At 71.7% G+C, this 18,850-nt stretch carries 18 protein-coding genes; 7 read left to right on the forward strand and 11 right to left on the reverse strand.

The window, feature by feature from the left end; all coding sequences use genetic code 11:
* The first annotated feature begins 157 nt into the window (after positions 1-157).
* Complete coding sequence (locus OG933_RS29940; protein ID WP_405629811.1) at positions 158-2,590, forward strand: glycoside hydrolase family 3 protein; 2,433 nt, start codon at positions 158-160, stop codon at positions 2,588-2,590.
* A gap of 101 nt (positions 2,591-2,691) precedes the next feature.
* Here OG933_RS29940 and OG933_RS29945 read toward each other — a convergent pair whose 3' ends face one another.
* Both OG933_RS29945 and OG933_RS29950 read right to left on the reverse strand, forming a co-directional pair.
* Positions 2,692-3,669 (reverse strand): aldose epimerase family protein, encoded by a 978-nt coding sequence (locus tag OG933_RS29945; RefSeq protein ID WP_405629814.1) that lies wholly within the window; start codon positions 3,667-3,669, stop codon positions 2,692-2,694.
* A gap of 15 nt (positions 3,670-3,684) precedes the next feature.
* Complete coding sequence (locus OG933_RS29950) at positions 3,685-4,587, reverse strand: SGNH/GDSL hydrolase family protein (RefSeq protein WP_405629817.1); 903 nt, start codon at positions 4,585-4,587, stop codon at positions 3,685-3,687.
* Positions 4,588-4,849: 262 nt separating this feature from the next.
* On the opposite strand from OG933_RS29950, the gene OG933_RS29955 reads away from it, so the two are divergent.
* The gene (locus OG933_RS29955) at positions 4,850-5,344 is read left to right on the forward strand and encodes a DUF3145 domain-containing protein (protein WP_028806347.1); all 495 of its coding nucleotides are present in this window, start codon (positions 4,850-4,852) and stop codon (positions 5,342-5,344) included.
* Between the two features lie 101 nt (positions 5,345-5,445).
* Here the strand turns inward: OG933_RS29955 and OG933_RS29960 are convergent, their stop codons facing one another.
* The 5 genes from OG933_RS29960 to OG933_RS29980 all read right to left on the reverse strand — a co-directional run bounded on the left by OG933_RS29960 (position 5,446) and on the right by OG933_RS29980 (position 10,369).
* The gene (locus tag OG933_RS29960; RefSeq protein ID WP_020126932.1) at positions 5,446-6,726 is read right to left on the reverse strand and encodes a beta-ketoacyl synthase; all 1,281 of its coding nucleotides are present in this window, start codon (positions 6,724-6,726) and stop codon (positions 5,446-5,448) included.
* A gap of 80 nt (positions 6,727-6,806) precedes the next feature.
* Entirely contained in the window at positions 6,807-7,055 is a 249-nt protein-coding gene (locus tag OG933_RS29965) for an acyl carrier protein (protein WP_020126931.1), read from the reverse strand.
* 81 nt (positions 7,056-7,136) lie between these two features.
* Entirely contained in the window at positions 7,137-8,138 is a 1,002-nt protein-coding gene (locus tag OG933_RS29970; protein ID WP_020126930.1) for a ketoacyl-ACP synthase III, read from the reverse strand.
* 9 nt (positions 8,139-8,147) lie between these two features.
* Complete coding sequence (locus OG933_RS29975; RefSeq protein ID WP_142264059.1) at positions 8,148-9,074, reverse strand: ACP S-malonyltransferase; 927 nt, start codon at positions 9,072-9,074, stop codon at positions 8,148-8,150.
* An 89-nt stretch (positions 9,075-9,163) separates the two neighbouring features.
* Entirely contained in the window at positions 9,164-10,369 is a 1,206-nt protein-coding gene (locus OG933_RS29980; protein WP_020126928.1) for a CdaR family transcriptional regulator, read from the reverse strand.
* 105 nt (positions 10,370-10,474) lie between these two features.
* Between OG933_RS29980 and OG933_RS29985 the strand changes: the two genes are divergently transcribed.
* Positions 10,475-11,125, forward strand: a complete 651-nt coding sequence (locus OG933_RS29985) for a pirin family protein (protein WP_405633561.1) — start codon at positions 10,475-10,477, stop codon at positions 11,123-11,125.
* Between the two features lie 30 nt (positions 11,126-11,155).
* On the opposite strand, the gene OG933_RS29990 is transcribed toward OG933_RS29985, so the two are convergent.
* On the reverse strand, positions 11,156-11,977 hold the full coding sequence (locus tag OG933_RS29990; RefSeq protein ID WP_362524153.1) for a serine hydrolase domain-containing protein: 822 nt from the start codon (positions 11,975-11,977) through the stop codon (positions 11,156-11,158).
* 191 nt (positions 11,978-12,168) lie between these two features.
* On the opposite strand from OG933_RS29990, the gene OG933_RS29995 reads away from it, so the two are divergent.
* Positions 12,169-12,663: a MerR family transcriptional regulator gene (locus tag OG933_RS29995; RefSeq protein WP_405629822.1), complete on the forward strand. Its 495-nt coding sequence runs from the start codon at positions 12,169-12,171 to the stop codon at positions 12,661-12,663.
* Positions 12,660-13,676: an aldo/keto reductase gene (locus tag OG933_RS30000; protein ID WP_267020151.1), complete on the forward strand. Its 1,017-nt coding sequence runs from the start codon at positions 12,660-12,662 to the stop codon at positions 13,674-13,676. The genes OG933_RS29995 and OG933_RS30000 overlap by 4 nt, the downstream gene beginning before the upstream one ends.
* A gap of 30 nt (positions 13,677-13,706) precedes the next feature.
* Here OG933_RS30000 and OG933_RS30005 read toward each other — a convergent pair whose 3' ends face one another.
* From OG933_RS30005 to OG933_RS30015, 3 genes are all read right to left on the reverse strand, one after another.
* Positions 13,707-14,582: a DUF4429 domain-containing protein gene (locus tag OG933_RS30005; RefSeq protein ID WP_362265112.1), complete on the reverse strand. Its 876-nt coding sequence runs from the start codon at positions 14,580-14,582 to the stop codon at positions 13,707-13,709.
* 58 nt (positions 14,583-14,640) lie between these two features.
* Positions 14,641-15,858, reverse strand: a complete 1,218-nt coding sequence (locus OG933_RS30010; RefSeq protein WP_405629823.1) for an alpha/beta hydrolase — start codon at positions 15,856-15,858, stop codon at positions 14,641-14,643.
* 129 nt (positions 15,859-15,987) lie between these two features.
* Positions 15,988-16,614, reverse strand: a complete 627-nt coding sequence (locus OG933_RS30015) for a TetR family transcriptional regulator (RefSeq protein WP_405629826.1) — start codon at positions 16,612-16,614, stop codon at positions 15,988-15,990.
* Positions 16,615-16,681: 67 nt separating this feature from the next.
* Between OG933_RS30015 and OG933_RS30020 the strand changes: the two genes are divergently transcribed.
* Both OG933_RS30020 and OG933_RS30025 read left to right on the forward strand, forming a co-directional pair.
* Positions 16,682-18,298: an MFS transporter gene (locus OG933_RS30020; RefSeq protein ID WP_362524143.1), complete on the forward strand. Its 1,617-nt coding sequence runs from the start codon at positions 16,682-16,684 to the stop codon at positions 18,296-18,298.
* Between the two features lie 230 nt (positions 18,299-18,528).
* Positions 18,529-18,834 carry a small hydrophobic protein gene (locus tag OG933_RS30025; protein ID WP_362524140.1) on the forward strand — a complete coding sequence of 102 codons (306 nt, stop codon included), beginning with the start codon at positions 18,529-18,531 and terminating at the stop codon, positions 18,832-18,834.
* Positions 18,835-18,850: the final 16 nt, after the last annotated feature.

Raw genomic sequence — 18,850 nt, forward strand, 5'->3', positions numbered from 1 at the left:
CCGGCCGGTCGGGGTCGTCCGCGCCCAGCAGCAGGAGGTCCCGGAACGCCCCGGGCATGCGCGGGGGTGCTCAATCGGTGGTTGCGCCCTTGATTCGCCCGCAGGCCGCCGAGGGCAGGATGGAAGGGTCCGTGCATCGCAACGAGGAGGCGCCGCCATGGCGGGAACCGAGGCGGGAACGGAAGCGGCCGTCGAGAAGGCCCTCGGCAGGCTCGACCTGGACGCCAAGACCCGGCTGCTGGCCGGCCAGGACAGGTGGTCGCTGCCCGAGCTGCCGGAGATCGGACTGAAGTCCCTCGTCATGTCCGACGGCCCCGTGGGCGTCCGGGGTGTGCGCTGGACCGCCGACGACCCGTCCGTCGCGCTGCCCTCCCCGACCGCCCTCGCGGCCACCTGGGACCCGGAACTCGCCCACCGCGCCGGCGTCCTCCTGGCCCAGGAGGCCCGCCGCAAGGGCGTCCACGTCCTGCTCGCCCCCACGGTCAACCTGCACCGCTCCCCGCTCGGCGGCCGTCACTTCGAGGCGTACAGCGAGGATCCCCACCTGACGGGGGTGATCGGCGCGGGCTATGTGAACGGCGTCCAGTCCGGCGGTGTCGGCACCACCGTCAAGCACTTCGTCGCCAACGACGCCGAGACCGACCGCTTCACCGTGGACAACCTGGTCGGCGAACGCGCCCTGCGCGAGCTGTACCTGGCCCCCTTCGAGGCCATCGTCGAGCACGCCCGCCCCTGGGGCGTCATGACCGCCTACAACACGGTCAACGGCACGACCATGACCGAGCACCACCACCTCGTGAACGAGGTGCTCCGCGACACCTGGGGCTTCGACGGCTTCAACGTGTCCGACTGGATGGCCGCCCGCGACACCGTGGGCGCGCTGAAGGGCGGCCTCGACGTCGCCATGCCCGGACCGCGGACCGTCTACGGCGAGGCCCTCGCGGAGGCGGTACGCGACGGCCGGCTCGACGAGTCCGAGGTCGACGCGGCCGTACGCCGCGTCCTGCGGCTGGCCGCCCGCGTCGGCGCCCTCGCGGACGCCGAACCGGCCGTCACCCGGCTGCCCGCCCCCGTCGACGGTGAGGCCCTGGCCCGCGAACTGGCCCGCCGCTCCTTCGTCCTGGTCCGCAACGAGGACGACGCGCTGCCGCTCAGGCCCGGCACCGTCGCCCTCGTCGGCGCGGCCGCCCGCGACGCCCGGGTGCTCGGCGGCGGCTCCGCGACCGTCTTCCCGGCCCGCACGGTCTCCCCGCTCGACGGCCTCACCGCCGCGCTCCCCGAGGGCACCCTCAGCTACGCGGTCGGTGCCGACCCCACCACCGAACTCGCCGTCGCCGACAAGGGCTTCGCGCTGCGGGCGATCTGCCGCGACGCCGCCGGAACCGTCATCGGCACCCGGTCCGCGCCGAGCGGCCAGATCCAGTGGATGGGCACGGACCTGCCCGAGGGCGTCACCCACGACCGCGTCCACACGGTCGAACTGACCGGCACCTTCACCCCGCGCGAGAGCGGCCCGCACACCTTCGGCATCAAGGGCACGGGCGGCTTCACCCTCACCGTCGGCGGGACGACGTACTACGACGACGTCCAGCGTCCCGCCGACGACAGTGACCCCTTCGAGGCGTTCTTCGGCGCCCCGGTGCCCCGCGCCGAGGCCCGGCTGACCGCCGGTGAACCGGTCGAGGTCTCCCTCACCCACGTCTTCGCGCTGCCCGAGGGCGTCCCCTTCAAGGCCATCGCCTTCGCCCTGGCCCACCAGGAGCCGCAGCGCGACCCCGACGAGCTGATCGCCGAGGCGGCCCTGGCGGCGCGGGCCGCCGACACGGCCGTCGTCGTGGTCGCCACCACCGAACGCGTCGAGTCCGAGGGCTTCGACCGCAAGGACCTCCGCCTCCCCGGCCGGCAGGACGACCTGGTCCGTGCCGTCGCCGCCGCCAACCCGAACACCGTCGTGGTCGTCAACGCGGGCTCCCCGGTGGAACTGCCGTGGCGCGAGGACGTCGCGGCCGTCCTGCTCACCTGGTTCCCCGGCCAGGAGGGCGGAGCGGCCCTGGCGGACGTCCTGACGGGCGCCCACGAACCCGGCGGCCGGCTGCCCACCACCTGGGGCTCCCTCGACGACGCCCCCGTCACCGAGGTCACCCCCACCGACGGCGCACTCGTCTACGACGAGGGCGTCTTCATCGGCTACCGCGCCTGGGAGAAGGCGCACCGCACCCCCGTCCACCCCTTCGGCCACGGCCTCGGCTACACCGACTGGACGTACGAGTCGGCCGACATCACCGGCTCCACGGTCACCGTGCGGATCCGCAACAGCGGCGCGCGGCCGGGGCGCGAGGTCGTGCAGATCTACCTCGCGCCCACCGGGACGGCCCCGGCGCCCGAACGCCCGGCCCGCTGGCTGGCCGGCTTCGCCGGCGTCGAGGCGGGCCCGGGGGAGAGCGCCGAGGTCACCGTGGAGATCCCGAACCGGGCCTTCGAGGTGTGGGACGAGGCGGACCACCGGTGGTCCTTTGTGAAAGGTTCGTACGAAATCCAGGTGGGCCGCTCGATCGCCGACCGCAGGATCACCGCGACGATTAACGTGTGAACCGGCGCCCGACGCCCCACTGACAGCCCCGGTCCGGGACCTGACCCCTGGACCGGGGCAACATCTTTTCCGACGCGCGCTCCCCGGGCGCCCCGCGGCCCCTACCTGACGGAGAAGCCGTACACCGTCTCCGACCGGTACGCGGCCCCCGGCCGCAGCTCGGTGCTCGGGAACTCCGGCCGGTTCGGCGAGTCGGGGAAGTGCTGGGTCTCCAGCGCGACGCCCTCGCCGGGCTCGAAGGGCTCGCCCAGATGGTCGGCGGTGTACAGCTGGAGCCCCGGCTCGGTGGTCGCCACCGTCAGCACCCGCCCGGACGCCGGATCGTGCAGCTCGGCCACCTCGACCGGGGTGTCCGTGACGCCCTTGTCGAGCACGAAGTTGTGGTCGTAGCCGGCGCCGACCTTGCGGGCCGCACGGAAGTCGAAGCGGCCGTCCGCCACCTCGGCGAACTCACCCGTCGGGATCAGGTCCGCGTCCACCGGCGTGTACCGGGAGGCGGCCAGCCGCAGCTCGTGGCCGCCCGCGCTCCCGCTCCCCGGACCGCCCAGGTTGAAGTAGCTGTGGTTGGTCAGGTTCACCACCGTCGGCGCGTCCGTGACCGCCTCGTACACGAACCGCAGCGCCCCCGACGCGTCGAGCGTGTACGTCGCCGTGACCTCGAGGCGGCCCGGGAAGCCCTCCTCGCCGTGCGGTGAGACCCGGCTGAGCCGCAGCCCGTGCTCGACCGGCCGGACGTCCCACACCCGCTTGTCGAAGCCGTGCGCGCCGCCGTGCAGGGAGTTCGGCGCGTTGTTCGGCTCCAGCGCGTACGTCACGCCGTCCAACGGGAAGCGGGCGTGCGCGATCCGGTTGGCGTACCGCCCGATCAGCGCGCCGAGGAAGGGCTCCGGGTGCGCGAGATAGCCCTCCAGGTCCGCGAACCCCAACACCACGTTCGCCGCGCGCCCGTCCCGGTCGGGGACCTCGACGGACTGCACGATCCCGCCGTACGAAAGGACCCGCACCCGGGTGCCCGCCCGCTCCAGGGTCCAGCGGTGCACCACAGTGCCGTCGGAAAGTGTTCCGAAGTGTTCGCTCATGAGCGAAACCCTAAATCACGAGGCCTTCGCGGTGACCCCCTGATAGGCCAGCTCAGCGAGCCGCGCCTGTCCGTCCTTGCTCGGGTGGAACCAGTCCCAGTGGCTCAACTGGTCGGTTCCGAACCTGAAGTCGTACACCGCCCCGCCGTCGAACCGGCACCGCACGTCCTTCGCGCAGACCTCCGCCAGCACCGAGTTGTAGTCCTCCACCCGCTTCTGCACGGTCTCCCGCCGCGCGGTCGCCGCCGCGTCCAGCGCGTCCGCGTCGCCCAGCATCGACGGACACAGACCCAGCTTCCACACCTGCTTGCCCAGCACGTTCGTCCGCCCCTGCGACCACAGGCGCTTGAGGTTCGGCACGCTCGTCACATACACCTGCGTCTTCGGCAGCGCGCGGCGCAGCGTGCTCAACGCGTCCTGGAACTCCGCGCGGAAGTCGGCCACCGACGTCATCGCCGCCGCCGACTCCCGGCACGCGTCGTTCGCCCCCGCCATCACCGTCACCAACTGCGGTTTCTCGGCCGCCGCCTGGGCCATCTGGGCCGGCACGTCCGCCATCCGCGCCCCGGTCGCCGCGTAGTTCCAGCTGTGCGTGGCCGCCTTCGCCGCGCCCAGCAGCCGGACGGCGAGGCTGTTCACCTCGGTGCTGGCGCCGGTGGCCCAGGACGCCTCGGGGCAGTCCGCGAGCACCGTACACGCGTCGAAGCCGCGCGTGATGGAGTCGCCCACCGCCGCCACGGAGGACGGGCTGGAGTCCCACAACGGGGTCGGCGACGGCGACGGCTTCGCCTCCCGGGCCCCGGTGCCCGAGGATCCCTCGGCATCGCCGCCCCCCAGTGCGTCACAGCCGGCCAGGCCCAGGACGGCCGCCGTCGTGCCCGCGAGCACGGCCCGCGCGTGCCGGTTCCGTTTCCGCATCCGCTGGTGTTCCCCTCGCTCCTCGAACATCGCCCCCCTATGACAACGCGCGGGAGTTCCCGGCGAATCACACCCACAAGATGGAACGCCTCACGCCCGCACAGGCGTCCTGCCGAGTGAATGGCGGAGGTTTCACGGCACTGGGACCGACGGTACGTCACACTCCTTGCGCCGCCGCACGGTAGCCTCGCCATCAACGCGGCTGCCTGCGACCGCAGCCATGCCGGCCTGCAAGACTGTCCCGCTCTGCCCGGAGGTCCCGGTGACGACACGTGGAGTTCTGTACGTGCACTCCGCGCCGCGCGCGCTGTGCCCGCACGTCGAGTGGGCCGTCGCCGGGGTGCTCGGCACGCGCGTCAACCTCGACTGGATCCGGCAGCCCGCCGCGCCCGGCACCTGGCGCTCGGAGTTCTCCTGGAAGGGCGAGGTCGGCACCGCGTCCAAGCTGGCCTCCGCGCTGCGCGGCTGGCACCTGCTGCGCTTCGAGGTCACCGCCGAGCCCTGCGCCACCGCCGAGGGCGAGCGCTACAGCTGCACGCCGGACCTGGGCATCTTCCACGCCGTCACCGGCATCCACGGCGACATCCTCATCCCCGAGGACCGGCTGCGCGCCGCCCTGCTGCGCAGTCAGCGCGGCGAGACGGACCTGGAGGCCGAACTCTCCAAGCTCCTCGGCAAGCCGTGGGACGACGAACTGGAGCCGTTCAGATACGCGGGCGAAGGAGCTCCGGTGCGCTGGCTGCACCAGGTCGTGTGAGACCGGAAAAGCCCGAAGACCGCAAAAGCCCGAAGACCGCAAAAGCCCGAAGGGGCCCCACCTTCGCAGGTGGGGCCCCTTCGGTTGTGTACAGGCGCCGCTCAGACCGTACGGAACGCCAGCACCACGTTGTGCCCACCGAACCCGAACGAGTCGTTCAGGGCGGCGATACGGCCCTCCACGGGCAGCTTGCGCGCCTCGCCCCGCACGATGTCCGCGGCGGCCTCGGCCTCGGGGTCGAGGTTCTCGACGTTGATGGTCGGCGGAGCGACCCGGTTGTACAGCGCGAGGACCGTCGCGACGGACTCCACGCCACCCGCGCCACCCAGCAGATGACCGGTCATCGACTTGGTCGCGGAGATCGCCATGTGGTCGGTGTCGTCACCGAACACCTTGCGCAGCGCCTTCAGTTCGGCCACGTCACCGGCCGGCGTCGAGGTGGCGTGCGCGTTGACGTGCACGATCTCCGCCGGGTTCAGGTCGGTGCTGTCCAGCAGGTTCTGGAGGGCGTGCGCGATACCGCGGCCCTCGGGCTCCGGCTGCACGATGTCGTGGGCGTCGGAGGAGATGCCCTGGCCGACCGCCTCCGCGTACACCCGGGCCCCGCGCTGCGCGGCGTGCTCGGCGGACTCCAGGACGATCACGCCGGCCCCCTCGCCCATGACGAAACCGTCGCGGGCGACGTCGTAGGGACGCGAGGCGCCCTGCGGGTCGTCGTTGTTCTTGGACATCGCCATCATGTTGCCGAACGCGGCGATGGGCAGCGGGTGGATCGCCGCCTCCGTACCGCCGGCGACCACGATGTCGGCGCGGCCCGTACGAATCATCTCGATGGCGTAGCCGATGGCCTCCGCGCCCGACGCGCACGCCGACACCGGCGTGTGCACGCCCGCGCGGGCGCCCACGAGCAGACCCACGTTGGCGGAGGGGCTGTTCGGCATCAGCATGGGCACGGTGTGCGGGGAGACGCGGCGGACGCCCTTCTCCTTCAGCACGTCGTACTGGTCGAGCAGGGTGGTGACGCCGCCGATGCCGGAGGCGATGACCGCGCCGAGCCGGTCGGGGTCGACGTCGCCCTCGCTGCCGTCCTCACCGGCCTTGCCGGAGAAACCGGCGTCCTTCCAGGCTTCCTGGGCCGCGATCAGCGCGAACTGCGCCGAGCGGTCCAGCTTGCGGGCCTGCGGCCGCGGCAGGACCTCGAGAGGCTCCACCGCGACGCGGGCCGCGATACGGACGGCCTGCTCGGCCGCCCACTCATGCTCCAGGACCTTGACACCGGACTTACCGGCGACCAGACCCTCCCAGGTAGAGGCTGCGTCGCCACCCAGCGGTGTGGTTGCGCCGATACCGGTGACGACCACGGTGCGATTGGTCGGGCTCACGGATTCTTTCTCCAACGTTACGAGGATTCAGCGGCGCCACCGCCGGGTGGCGGGGCAGTTCAGCCCAGGGGGCCGATGGATCAGGCCTGGTTCTTGAGGATGTAGTTCGTCGCGTCGCCGACGGTCTTGAGGTTCTTGACGTCCTCGTCCGGGATCTTGACCTCGAAGCGCTCCTCGGCGGCGACGACGACCTCGACCATGGACAGCGAGTCGACGTCCAGGTCGTCGGTGAAGGACTTGTCCAGCTGGACGTCCTCAACCGGGATGCCGGCGATCTCGTTCACGATGTCGGCGAGACCGGCGACGATCTCTTCCTGAGTGGCGGCCATTTGGCGCTCCTTCTTTGATATTCCAGAGGGTGTGGCATGGGGTGTCTCCCGCACCGGACCGGTTGATCCGGCACGGAGTGCCTAGGGGAGGGTAACGACAGTGGCGGCGTAGACGAGACCCGCCCCGAATCCGATGACGAGCGCGGTGTCGCCGCTCTTCGCCTCGCCGGTCGCCAGGAGCCGCTCCATCGCGAGCGGAATCGAGGCGGCCGAGGTGTTGCCGGTGGTGCGCACGTCACGGGCGACCATGACGGACTCCGGCAGCTTGAGAGTCTTCACCATCGAGTCGATGATCCGCTCGTTGGCCTGGTGCGGGATGAAGACGTCGAGTTCGTCGGCGGTGATGCCGGCGGCGTCGAGCGCCTCCTTGGCGACCTTCGCCATCTCGAAGACGGCCCAGCGGAACACCGCCTGGCCCTCCTGCGTGATCGCGGGGAACTTGGCGACCTCGCCGTCGCGGTAGTCCGTCCACGGCACGGTCTGCTTGATGGTCTCCGACTTGTCGCCCTCGGAACCCCAGACGGTCGGACCGATCGCCGGCTCCTTGGACGGGCCGACCACGACCGCGCCCGCGCCGTCGCCGAACAGGAAGGCCGTCGCGCGGTCCTCCAGGTCGGTCAGGTCGGACAGCCGCTCGACACCGATCACGAGGACGTACTCCGCGGAGCCCTCGACGACCATGCCCTTGGCGAGGGTCAGGCCGTAGCCGAAGCCCGCGCAGCCGGCCGAGATGTCGAAGGCGGCGGCCTTGTTCGTGCCGAGCTTGTCGGCGATCTCGGTGGCGACGGCCGGCGTCTGCTTGAAGTGCGAGACGGTCGACACGACCACCGCGCCGATCTGCTCGGCGGTGATCCCGGCGTCGGCGATGGCCTTGCCGGACGCCTCGACGGACATGGCGGCGACGGTCTCCTCGTCGTTCGCCCAGTGCCGGGTCTCGATGCCGGAACGCGAGCGGATCCACTCGTCGGACGAGTCGATCGTCTCGAGGATCACCTCGTTGGGGACGACCCGGACGGGCCGGTAGCCGCCGACCCCGAGGATCCGCGCGTACGGGGAGCCCTTGCTGGGCTTGATCTTCGCCATCAGGGCTCCTCAGGCGACGCCGTGCTCGGCGATGAGCTCGCGAGCGGCGTCGAGGTCGTCGGGGGTCTTCAGCGCCAGCGTCTTCACACCGGGCAGGGCGCGCTTGGCGAGGCCGACCAGCGTGCCGCCGGGGGAGACCTCGATCAGCGCGGTCGCGCCGAGCTCCTTGAAGGTCTCCATGCACAGGTCCCAGCGGACCGGGTTGGCGACCTGGCCGACCAGCCGCTCCAGGATCTCGGCGCCGGTGGCGACGGACTGCCCGTCGCGGTTGGAGACGTAACGGATCTTCGGGTCGGCCGGCGTGAGCTCCACGGCGGCCTTGGCGAGGGCCTCGACGGCGGGCGCCATGTGGCGCGTGTGGAAGGCGCCGGCGACCTTCAGCGGGACGACCTTGCGGACACCCTCGGGCTTGTCCTCGTTCAGCGCGGCGAGCTGCTCCAGCGTGCCCGCTGCGACGATCTGGCCCGCGCCGTTGATGTTCGCCGGGGTCAGCCCCAGCTTCTCCAGGTGCGCGACGGAGACCTCGGGGTCGCCGCCGAGCAGCGCGGACATACCGGTCTCGGTGATCGCGGCGGCGGCGGCCATGGCCAGGCCGCGCTTGCGGACGAGGGTCAGCGCGGCGGTGTCGTCGAGGACGCCGGCGAAGGTCGCGGCGGTGATCTCGCCGACGCTGTGGCCGGCGACCGCGCCGGGCGCGATGTCGCGGACGTCACCGAGTGCCGCGGCGGACAGGATTCCGGCGGCCACCAGCAGCGGCTGGGCCACCGAGGTGTCACGGATCTCGTCCGCGTCGGCCTGGGTGCCGTAGTGGGCGAGGTCCAGGCCGATGGCGTCCGACCACGCGGCGACGCGGGCGGCGGCACCGGGGAGTTCGAGCCAGGGGGTCAGGAAGCCGGGCGTCTGGGCGCCCTGGCCGGGAGCGACGAGTACGAGCACTCTCACACTCTCTCTTGTGGACGGCCAAAGCCGCCCGTGGGGACAGGGACGAAGAACGGCAGGGGGTTTTGTGGAGCCCCGACAAAAGCCTAGGTCTGGGGATCGCCGTCGACCAGGCGCCCCAGGATCAGCGCGATCCGGAGCGTGAACGCGGAGCGTACATCCGAAGGCGACCAACCGGTGACGTCAGTCACACGTCGAAGCCGGTAGCGCACGGTGTTCGGATGAACGAAGAGCATCCGGGCGGCCCCTTCGAGGCTGGACGCCTGTTCGAGATAGACGGCGAGCGTCTCCAGGAGTGCCGACCCGGCCTCTTCGAGCGGTCTGTAGATCTCCTCCACCAACTGCTCACGCGCACCGGGATCACCGGCGATCGCGCGTTCCGGCAGCAGATCGTCCGCCAGCACCGGCCGGGGTGCGTCCTGCCAGGCGGAACCGGCCTTGAGCCCGGCCGCGGCGGCCTGTGCGGACCGGGTCGCGGCGAGCAGGTCGGGTACGACGGGTCCGGCCACCACGGGTCCCGCGGCGAACGGCCCGATCAGCGACCTGGCGACGGCGAGCGGGTTGTCGCTGCCACCGGCGATCACTACCAGCCGGGAGCCGAGCACCCCGGTGAGGACCTGGAGCTTGGCGTGTCGCGCGGCCCGCCGGATCGCCTCGACGGTCAGCTCGGAGTCCCCGTCGGGCGCGGTCCCGAGGACCACACACACATGCTCGGGCGCGTTCCACCCGAGGGCCGCGGCCCGGCTCACCGCTCCCTCGTCGGCCTCACCGCTCAGTACGGCGTTCACGACGAGCGACTCCAGCCGGGCGTCCCAGGCGCCGCGTGCCTCGGCGGCCTGGGCGTAGACCTGGGCGGTGGCGAAGGCGATCTCCCGGGCGTACACGAGGAGCGCCTCGCGCAGCACGTTCTCGTCGCCGGGGGCCGCGACCTCGTCGATCGCGGACTCCATGACCTCGATGGTGGTGCGCACCATCTCGACGGTCTGGCGCAGGGTGATGGCCCGGGTCAGTTCACGGGGCGCGGTCCCGAACACATCCGTGGAGATGGCCTGCGGGGCGTCCGGGTGCCGGAACCACTCGGTGAAGGCGGCGATGCCCGCCTGGGCGACCAGCCCGATCCAGGAACGGTTCTCCGGGGGCATCGCCCGGTACCACGACAGTGTCTCGTCCATCCGCGCGATGGCCTGGGCGGCGAGACTTCCGGAGGACTTCTCCAGCCGCTTCAGCGTCGCGGGGTGGGGGTGGACGGCGTGCGCCGCGGGATCGGGGTGACTGGTTTCGGGTTCGGGCACGGGACAAGACTGCCTTATCGGGACGGGGGCGTGCGCCGCCGGGTCGCGGGAGGGCGCGGCACGCGGTCATCGCCCGGGCGGCGGCGGGTCTACCGTGGACGCGTGATGGACGTACGGCGCGCCGACGAGCGCTACCGAGGCGGGGACCCGGCCGCCGGGATCGACACCCGGCACGCCTTCTCCTTCGGCCCCCACTACGACCCCGGCAACCTCCGCTTCGGTCCGCTGATCGCCTGCAACGAGGAGCGCCTCGCACCCGGCGCCGGCTTCGACGAGCATCCCCACAGCCACACCGAGATCGTGACCTGGGTGGTCGAGGGCGAGCTCACGCACCGTGACTCGGCCGGCCACGAGAGCGTGATCCGCCCCGGGGACGTGCAGCGGCTCAGCTCCGCGGGCGGCGTACGGCACGTGGAACGCAACGACGCCGACGTGCCCCTGGTCTTCGTCCAGCTGTGGCTGGCCCCCTTCGACCCCGGCGGCGACCCGTCCTACGGGACGGTCCGCGGCATCGCCGACTCCACCCCGTACGCCGTCCCGGAGGCGGGCGCGATGCTGCACGTACGGCGCCTGGGCGCGGGGGAGCGGACGGCGGTGCCGGACGCGCCGCACGTCTACGTCCACGTCGTACGCGGCGAAGCCCGCCTGGACGGCGAGGAGCTGGCGCCGGGGGACGCGGCACGCATCACGGACGCGAAGGACGTGGAGGCGGTGGGCATGACCGACGCGGAGCTGCTGATCTGGGTCTTCGGCTGATCCGGGTCTTCGGTGCGGGGGGCCAGGAGGTCAGCCCCGGACCTCCGCCAGCACCGCGTCCGTGAACGCGGGCCAGGCCTCGACCGCCCACGGTCCGAACGCCCGGTCCGTCAGGGCGACCCCGGCGACGCCCGCCTCGGGGTCGACCCACAGGAACGTACCGGACTGGCCGAAGTGCCCGAAGGTGCGCGGCGATGAGGAACTCCCCGTCCAGTGCGGCGACTTGGAGTCGCGGATCTCGAAGCCGAGCCCCCAGTCGTTGGGGTTGTGGTGCCCGTACCCCGGCAGCACGCCCTTCGTCCCCGGGTACTGCACGGTCATCGCCGCCGCCACCGTCCGCGGATCCAGCAGCCGGGGCGCCTGCACCTCCGCCGCGAACCGCAGCAGGTCCTCGACCGTCGAGACGCCGTCCTTCGCCGGGGAGCCCTCCAGGGAGGTGCCGGTCATGCCCAGCGGCTCCAGCACCGCCTGACGCAGATACTCCGCGAACGGGATCTCCGTGGCCTTCGCCAGGTGGTCGCCGAGCTGCTCGAACCCGGCGTTGGAGTACAGCCGCCGCTCCCCGGGAGGCGCCGTCACCCGGTGCTCGTCGAAGGCCAGCCCGGAGGTGTGCGCGAGGAGATGGCGGACCGTGGCCCCGGGCGGCCCGGCCGGTTCGTCCAGCTCGATCGCCCCCTCCTCGTACGCGACGAGGGCGGCGTACGCGGCGAGCGGCTTGGTGACCGAGGCCAGCGGAAAGCGCCGGCCGACCGGGCCATGGGTCCCCAGGACCGTACCGTCGGCCCGTACGACACCCGCCGAGGCGGAGGGAACCGGCCAGTTCTCGATCAGCGCGAGGCTCTTGAGCGACATGCCGTCGAGCCTAAGCGTCCCGGAGCGGCGGCTCCATCAAGGGGTCCGGCTCGGACAGCCGCTCCCGTAGCAGGGCACGGCGTACGAGACTCATGCCCCGCACGCCGACCAGCGTGATCAAGCCGCGTCCCCCGGTTTTCTTACCGATTCCGCTTGCTTGGAGCGCACTCCAAGGCCATAGCGTGGAGGACATGACGGTGTTGCAGACCACGCCCGTGACCATCGAGCAAACCCCGAACCCGCCGGACGTCTGCTCCGCGCCACCCCCGCGGCACCCCCGTCCGGACGGGCAGGACAGTTACACGATCAGCGAGGTCGTCGCCTTCACCGGCCTCACCGCCCACACCCTGCGCTGGTACGAGCGGATCGGGCTGATGTCCCACATCGACCGCTCGCACACCGGCCAGCGCCGCTACAGCAACCGTGACCTGGACTGGCTCGACCTCGTCGGGAAGCTGCGGCTGACCGGTATGCCGGTCGCCGACATGGTGCGGTACGCCGAGCTGGTGCGGGAGGGCGAGAACACGTTCCGCGAGCGGTACGAGCTGCTGGAGGCGACCCGGCGGGACGTCCGGGCCCGGATCGCCGAACTCCAGGACACCCTCGCCGTGCTCGACCGCAAGATCAATTTCTATGCGGACGCCACCGGCGTCCAGTACCACGAAGTGGAAGGGACCGCCCGATGACCGACCACAGGATCCCGACGGCCCGACTCGGCGGACAGGGCCCCGAGATCGGTGCTCAGGGCCTCGGCTGCATGGGCATGAGCTTCGCCTACGGCCCCTCGGACGCGAAGGAGTCCCGGGCCACCCTGGAACGCGCCCTGGAGCTCGGCGTCACGATGTACGACACGGCGGACGCGTACGGCGCGGGCGAGAACGAGAAGTTCCTCTCCCCGTTCTTCAAGGCCCACCGCGACGAGGTCGTGATCGCGACCAAGTTCGCCCTGGCGGTCCCGCCGGACGACCCGACCCGGCGGATCATCCGCAACGACGCGCCCTACATCCGGCAGTCCGTCGAGGCGAGCCTGAGCCGGCTGGACGTCGACGTCATCGACCTCTACTACATGCACCGGCGCGATGTGAACGTGCCGATCGAGGACACCGTCGGCGTGATGGCCGAACTGGTGCGCGAGGGCAAGGTCAAGCAGCTGGGCCTGAGCGAGGTGACGGCCGCCGAACTGCGCGCGGCCCAGGAGGTCCACCCCATCGCCGCGGTGCAGTCGGAGTGGTCGCTGTTCAGCCGCGACATCGAGGCCCAGGTGGTCCCGGCGGCACGTGAACTGGGCGTGACCCTGGTCGCGTACTCCCCGCTCGGCCGGGGGTTCCTCACCGGCTCCTTCGCCGACGCCGACCAGGACCTCACCGCCGACGACTTCCGCCGTCAGCAGCCCCGCTTCACCGGCGACAACGCCGCCGCCAACGGGGCACTCCTGGACCCGATCCGCGCGATCGCGCAGGCCCACGGGGCGACGCCCGGCCAGATCGCGCTGGCCTGGGTCCAGCAGCAGTCCCGGGTCCACGGCCTGTCGGTCGTCCCGATCCCGGGCACCCGCAAGCCCACCCGGGTCGAGGAGAACACGGCGGCCACGGCCGTCGAACTGACGCCGGAGGAACTGGCGTCGCTGGAGCCCATCGCGGGCAAGGTGGCGGGCGACCGTTACCCGGACATGAGGTTCACCTCCGCCGGACGCGAGTGAGAGCCGGGGCCCGCCCGTTCGGGTCGGGCCCTAGAGCTCGGCCAGCAACTCGGCCTTCTTGGCGGAGAACTCCTCGTCGGTGACCAGCCCGGCCAGGTGCAGCTCCCCGAGGTGGCGGATCCGCTCGGCGATGTCGGCGGGGTCCCGGCGCGGCGCGACCACGGCCGCTGCCGGGACGGCCGCCGCCTGGACCGCCGCCGCGGATCCGCGCCCGCGGACCGCCGCGAGGACCGCCGCCGCGAACGGCAGCGACTCGTGCACCGGCCCGTACCCCAGCCCGAAGACGACGGTCGCCGGATCCTGGTCGGCCTGGGCCGGAGCGGCCTCGCCGCGCAGCAGCCGCAGATGCCCCTCGAACACCTCGGGCGACCGCCACTCGACCCCGGTCAGCGCGGACACGGCGAAGCTCTGGTCGCCGGCCTTCCACTTCGCCGACGACGCGCCCGTCCAGAACCACCGGAACCGCACGGTGCGCCCGTCGAACGAGGCCTTTCCGTCGTACGCCTTGAACGACAGCGGCGCCTCGGGCGCGTCCACGAGGAACCGTTCCGCCGGCCCGGAGTCGGTCAGCCGCGCCCGCAGCTCGTCGGCGTAGTACTCGGCGAGCGTCTCCCGTTCGGCGGGCAGCACCAGCCGGTACGGGTCGCACCCTTCCTTGAGCTGTCCCGCGGCCGCCTCCATCAACGGGTCGGCTCCCGGCCTCGGCTCCGCCTGGAGCACGACCGTTCCGCGCTTGCCGGCGGTCAGGGTCACCCGACCGATGGCCGCCAGCGGAATCCGGCGCTCGCCCAGTGCCGACAGCAGCTTGGGCGTGCGCAGCCCCCGTTCGTAGCGGATGAGGACGGAGTCGGACTCGAACTCCCAGGCGGCATGAAATCCGGCCAGTACGTCACCCATGCGGCTCATCGTATGCGGGACACCCATTCTTCGTCCCCTCCCCGCGCGCGCCGCAATTCCTGCGTCTCTACGCGCGTCCGGCCTCTGTCGTATCGGACAAACCCGCCGTGCAGGCGGCATCATCGTGGGCGCACTCCACCGAGCGGTACGCGCCAGTGCCGATCTCGGCGAAGTTGCGCAGGCTGTCCGTACCCGGTTCGAAGTAGCCGCCGTGGCCCTTGGCCTCCCGCGCCGACAGCACCCGCGCGCCGAACTCCCGCGCCATCGGGTCCTCGCCGTGTCCGAGACCGCCGACCTCCAGGTGCGGCACGTCCTGCACCCAGTCGTCGGCGTCCCGCATCGCCCACACCCGGGCGTCGGTGTCGAGCTGGGCCGCGTTCTCCACCCGCATCCCGGGGCTGCCGGCCACCGCGATGTCGGCCACCCGGTCCGGCATGGAGTGCGCGGCGACCCCGCACACCACCGAGCCGTAGCTGTGGCAGAACATCGAGACGGGCGCGCTGCCCGGCAGGGCGGTCAGCAGGGCGTTCAGCCGGACGGCGCCGCTCTCGGCGCGCATCGCGGTGGCCGAGTCGATGCCGAGGCCGTCGGGGGAGGTGTAGTCGGCCCAGGCGATCACGGCCGTGGGCGTCGAGGGGCTCGCCTCGCGCTCGGCCGACCAGAGGGCCTGGGCCATGCCGACCGGCGCCGAGTACTTGCGGTTCGTGCGCTGGAAGGTGAGCAGGTCGGTGTCGACGCCGGGGACGACGACGGAGATCCGCTCGGCCTTGTCGAGGCTGCCGAACACCTCGGCGACCCGGCCGGAGCCCTCCGGATCGAAGGCGAGGATCTGCCGGTCGGTGGTGCTCATCGACTCGTAGCGGTGCATGCGCCGGCCGGCCAGCTGCTGCCCCGAGGACGTGAGCCGGCTGTCGTGCATGCGGGTGCGCTCGAGCCGGATCTGCTGGAGCAGGGCCACCCGGTTGGCGCGGTAGCGCAGTTCGGCGGGGGCGCCGTTCATGTTGCCCACCGCGAGCGGGTAGTCGTGCACGAGCACGGCGCGCTGCGGGGCGGTCAGCGAGGCGAAGAAGCGGGCGAGCCGGGCGGGGGCGGAGCCGGGGTCCGGCAACCGGTGCCCGGCCAGCACGCCGTGCTCCCACTCCGAGCGCGAGGTCTGCAGCGCGGTGGTCTCCCGCTGGTGGCGCAGGGCCGTCCAGCCGGTGGTCGCCAGCATCACGAACACCACGGCCAGGGCGGCCAGTGCGCGCCAGACGTTGAGTTGCGGGGAGGTGTCGAAGGAAGTCACTGAAAGGACACACTAGGAGAACGAGAGGGTCTCGGGTGACCCAAGTGACGGGGATCACGTTTCAGCGGACGTGGCAAGGGTCATAAAGGCCTTTAGGCCTCTATGTCCGCCAGCCCTCGCGTATGTCCGTCAGGCCTCGCGCCAGTCGCCCAGCAGGGCGGGACCCACCCCGTCGAGATACAGGGAAGTCAGCGCGCGGATCCGGTCCAGGCTGAAGTCCGCGCCGGTGGACCACTGCCGTTCCGTCACCCGCATCACCCCGCTGAACACGGCCACCGCCAGCCGCGGCCGCGGATCGGCGTCCACGTCGAGTCCCTCACGCTCGGCGATCACCCGCGCGAGGTCCTCCTCCACCTCCACCGAGCGTCGCAGATGCGCGGCGAGCAGCACCGGCGTCGACTCGATCACCCGGTACATGCGCAGATACAGCTCCACGGGTACGACGGACTCGACGACCTCGTTGATCGAGTACCAGCCGTCCAGTACCGCCTGGCGCAGCGCCTCGAGCGGCGGCTCGTGCGGGGGGCGTGCGCGCACCGCCTCGACGAACCGCTCCACCGTCATCTCCACCAGGGCGAGCGCGGCCTCGTCCTTCCCGGCGAAATAGCGGAAGAAGGTGCGCTGCGAGACGTCGACGGCGGCGGCGATCTCGTCGACGGTGGTCCCGTCGTAGCCCTGCGAGGTGAACAGCTCCACGGCGGCGCGCAGCAGCGCGTCCCGGGTGCGCTGTTTCTTGCGCTCACGCAGAGTTTCCATGATGTGTCAGTTACCGACTTCTGAACTCGTTTGTCAATTGTCAGCGGCTGTCACTAACCTCGAACGCATGACCAGTCAGACCACCATCGACGCGACGGGACCGGGCGGGACACCGGCGGACCCGTCGGACGGACCGCCCGCCAAGGGGCTGCGCGGCCACCCGTGGTTCACCCTCATCACCGTCGCCGTCGGCGTCATGATGGTGGCCCTCGACGGCACCATCGTGGCCATCGCCAACCCGGCCATCGCCAGCGACCTGGGCGCCACCTTCGCCGAGGTCCAGTGGATCACCAACGCCTACTTCCTCGCCCTCGCGGTCTCCCTGATCACCGCGGGCAAGCTCGGTGACCGCTTCGGCCACCGCCAGACGTTCCTGATAGGCGTCGTCGGCTTCGCGGCCGCCTCCGGCGCGATCGGCCTCTCCGACAGCATTGCGCTGGTCGTCACCTTCCGCGTCTTCCAGGGACTGTTCGGCGCCCTGCTGATGCCGGCCGCGCTGGGTCTGCTGCGCGCGACCTTCCCGGCCGAGAAGCTCAACATGGCCATCGGCCTGTGGGGCATGGTCATCGGCGCGTCCACCGCCGGCGGCCCGATCCTCGGCGGTGTCCTCGTCGAGCACGTCAACTGGCAGTCGGTGTTCTTCATCAACGTGCCGGTCGGCGCCCTCGCCCTGGTCCTGGGCGTGGTGATCCTGCTCGACCACCGCGCCGAGAACGCCCCGCGCTCCTTCGACCTGCTCGGCATCGCCTTCCTCTCCGGCGCGATGTTCTGCCTGGTCTGGGCCCTGATCAAGGCGCCGACCTGGGGCTGGGCCGACGGCCTGACCTGGGCGTTCCTGGTCGGCTCCGCGGTGCTCTTCGCGGCCTTCGCCTTCTGGGAGACGAAGGTGAAGGAGCCGCTCATCCCGCTGGCCCTGTTCCGCTCGGTCCCGCTGTCGGCGGGTGTGGTCCTCATGGTCCTGATGGCGATCGCCTTCATGGGCGGCCTGTTCTTCGTGACGTTCTACCTCCAGAACGTGCACGGCATGAGCCCGATCGACGCGGGCCTGCACCTGCTTCCGCTGACCGGCATGATGATCGTCGGCTCCCCGCTCGCGGGCGCGGCGATCACCAAGCTCGGCCCGCGCATCCCGCTGGCGGGCGGTATGGCCGCCACCGCGATCGCCATGTACGGCATGTCCACGCTGGAGACGGACACCGGCAGCGGTCTCATGTCGATCTGGTTCGCCCTGCTGGGCTTCGGTCTCGCCCCCGTCATGGTCGGCGCGACGGAGGTCATCGTGGGCAACGCCCCCATGGAGCTGTCCGGCGTCGCGGGCGGCCTCCAGCAGGCGGCCATGCAGATCGGCGGCAGCCTCGGTACGGCCGTCCTGGGTGCCGTGATGGCCTCCAAGGTGGACGGTGACCTGCCCGCCAACTGGAAGGGCGCGGGCCTGCCCGAGCTCACCCCCGCCCAGCTGGACCAGGCCTCCGAGGCGGTCCAGGTCGGCGTGGCACCGGTGGCCAAGGGCACCCCCGAAGCGATCGCCGCGAAGATCACGGACGTCGCCCACGACACGTTCATCTCCGGGATGAGCCTCGCCTCGCTGGTCGCCGCCGGGGTCGCGGTCGTCGCCGTGTTCGTCGCGCTGCTCACCAAGCGGGGCGAGAACGCGGAAGCGGGCGCGGGCGTGGGTCATATCTGACGGAACTTCAACAACTTTCCCCTATCAGGGTGACAACGCTAAAGGTTCCTCGCATCCGGCACGCGCCGCAGGTCACAGTTAGTCAAGTCCTCCGGATGGGAGGACGGCCAGGGCCGCGGCGCGCTGCCGGAGGGGGACAGCGCGCCGACTGCCCGGCAACTGCGGGGAATGTTCCGCGTGTCGCGGGTACCCGAAGAACAACACATCCCCGGAATCCAGGGAGTTGTTCGATGGCCGGCTTCGGAAACGGCACGCGCAGGTACCCCCGCTCACGTGGCCGCATGGGGTCACGGACCGGGCCGGATCGCGCGACGCTCGGCATCGTCGGCCTCGTCTGCGCGGTCGCCGGATTCTTCGCGCTCGGGATCATCCTCGGCCCGGCGGCGATCGTCTGCGGCTGGCTGGCCATGGGCCGCAGCTGGGCGGGTTCCCGTCCGGTACCGGCCCTGGTCGCCGTCGCCCTCGGCGCGATCGACACCCTGCTGGCACTCATCTGGCTGACGGGAGCGACCGGCACGGGCAACGGGCTGCTGTAGCGCGGCCCCACGCCCC

The sequence above is a fragment of the Streptomyces sp. NBC_00016 genome, assembly GCF_045040885.1.
GTDB classification, from domain to species: Bacteria; Actinomycetota; Actinomycetes; order Streptomycetales; family Streptomycetaceae; genus Streptomyces; species Streptomyces coriariae.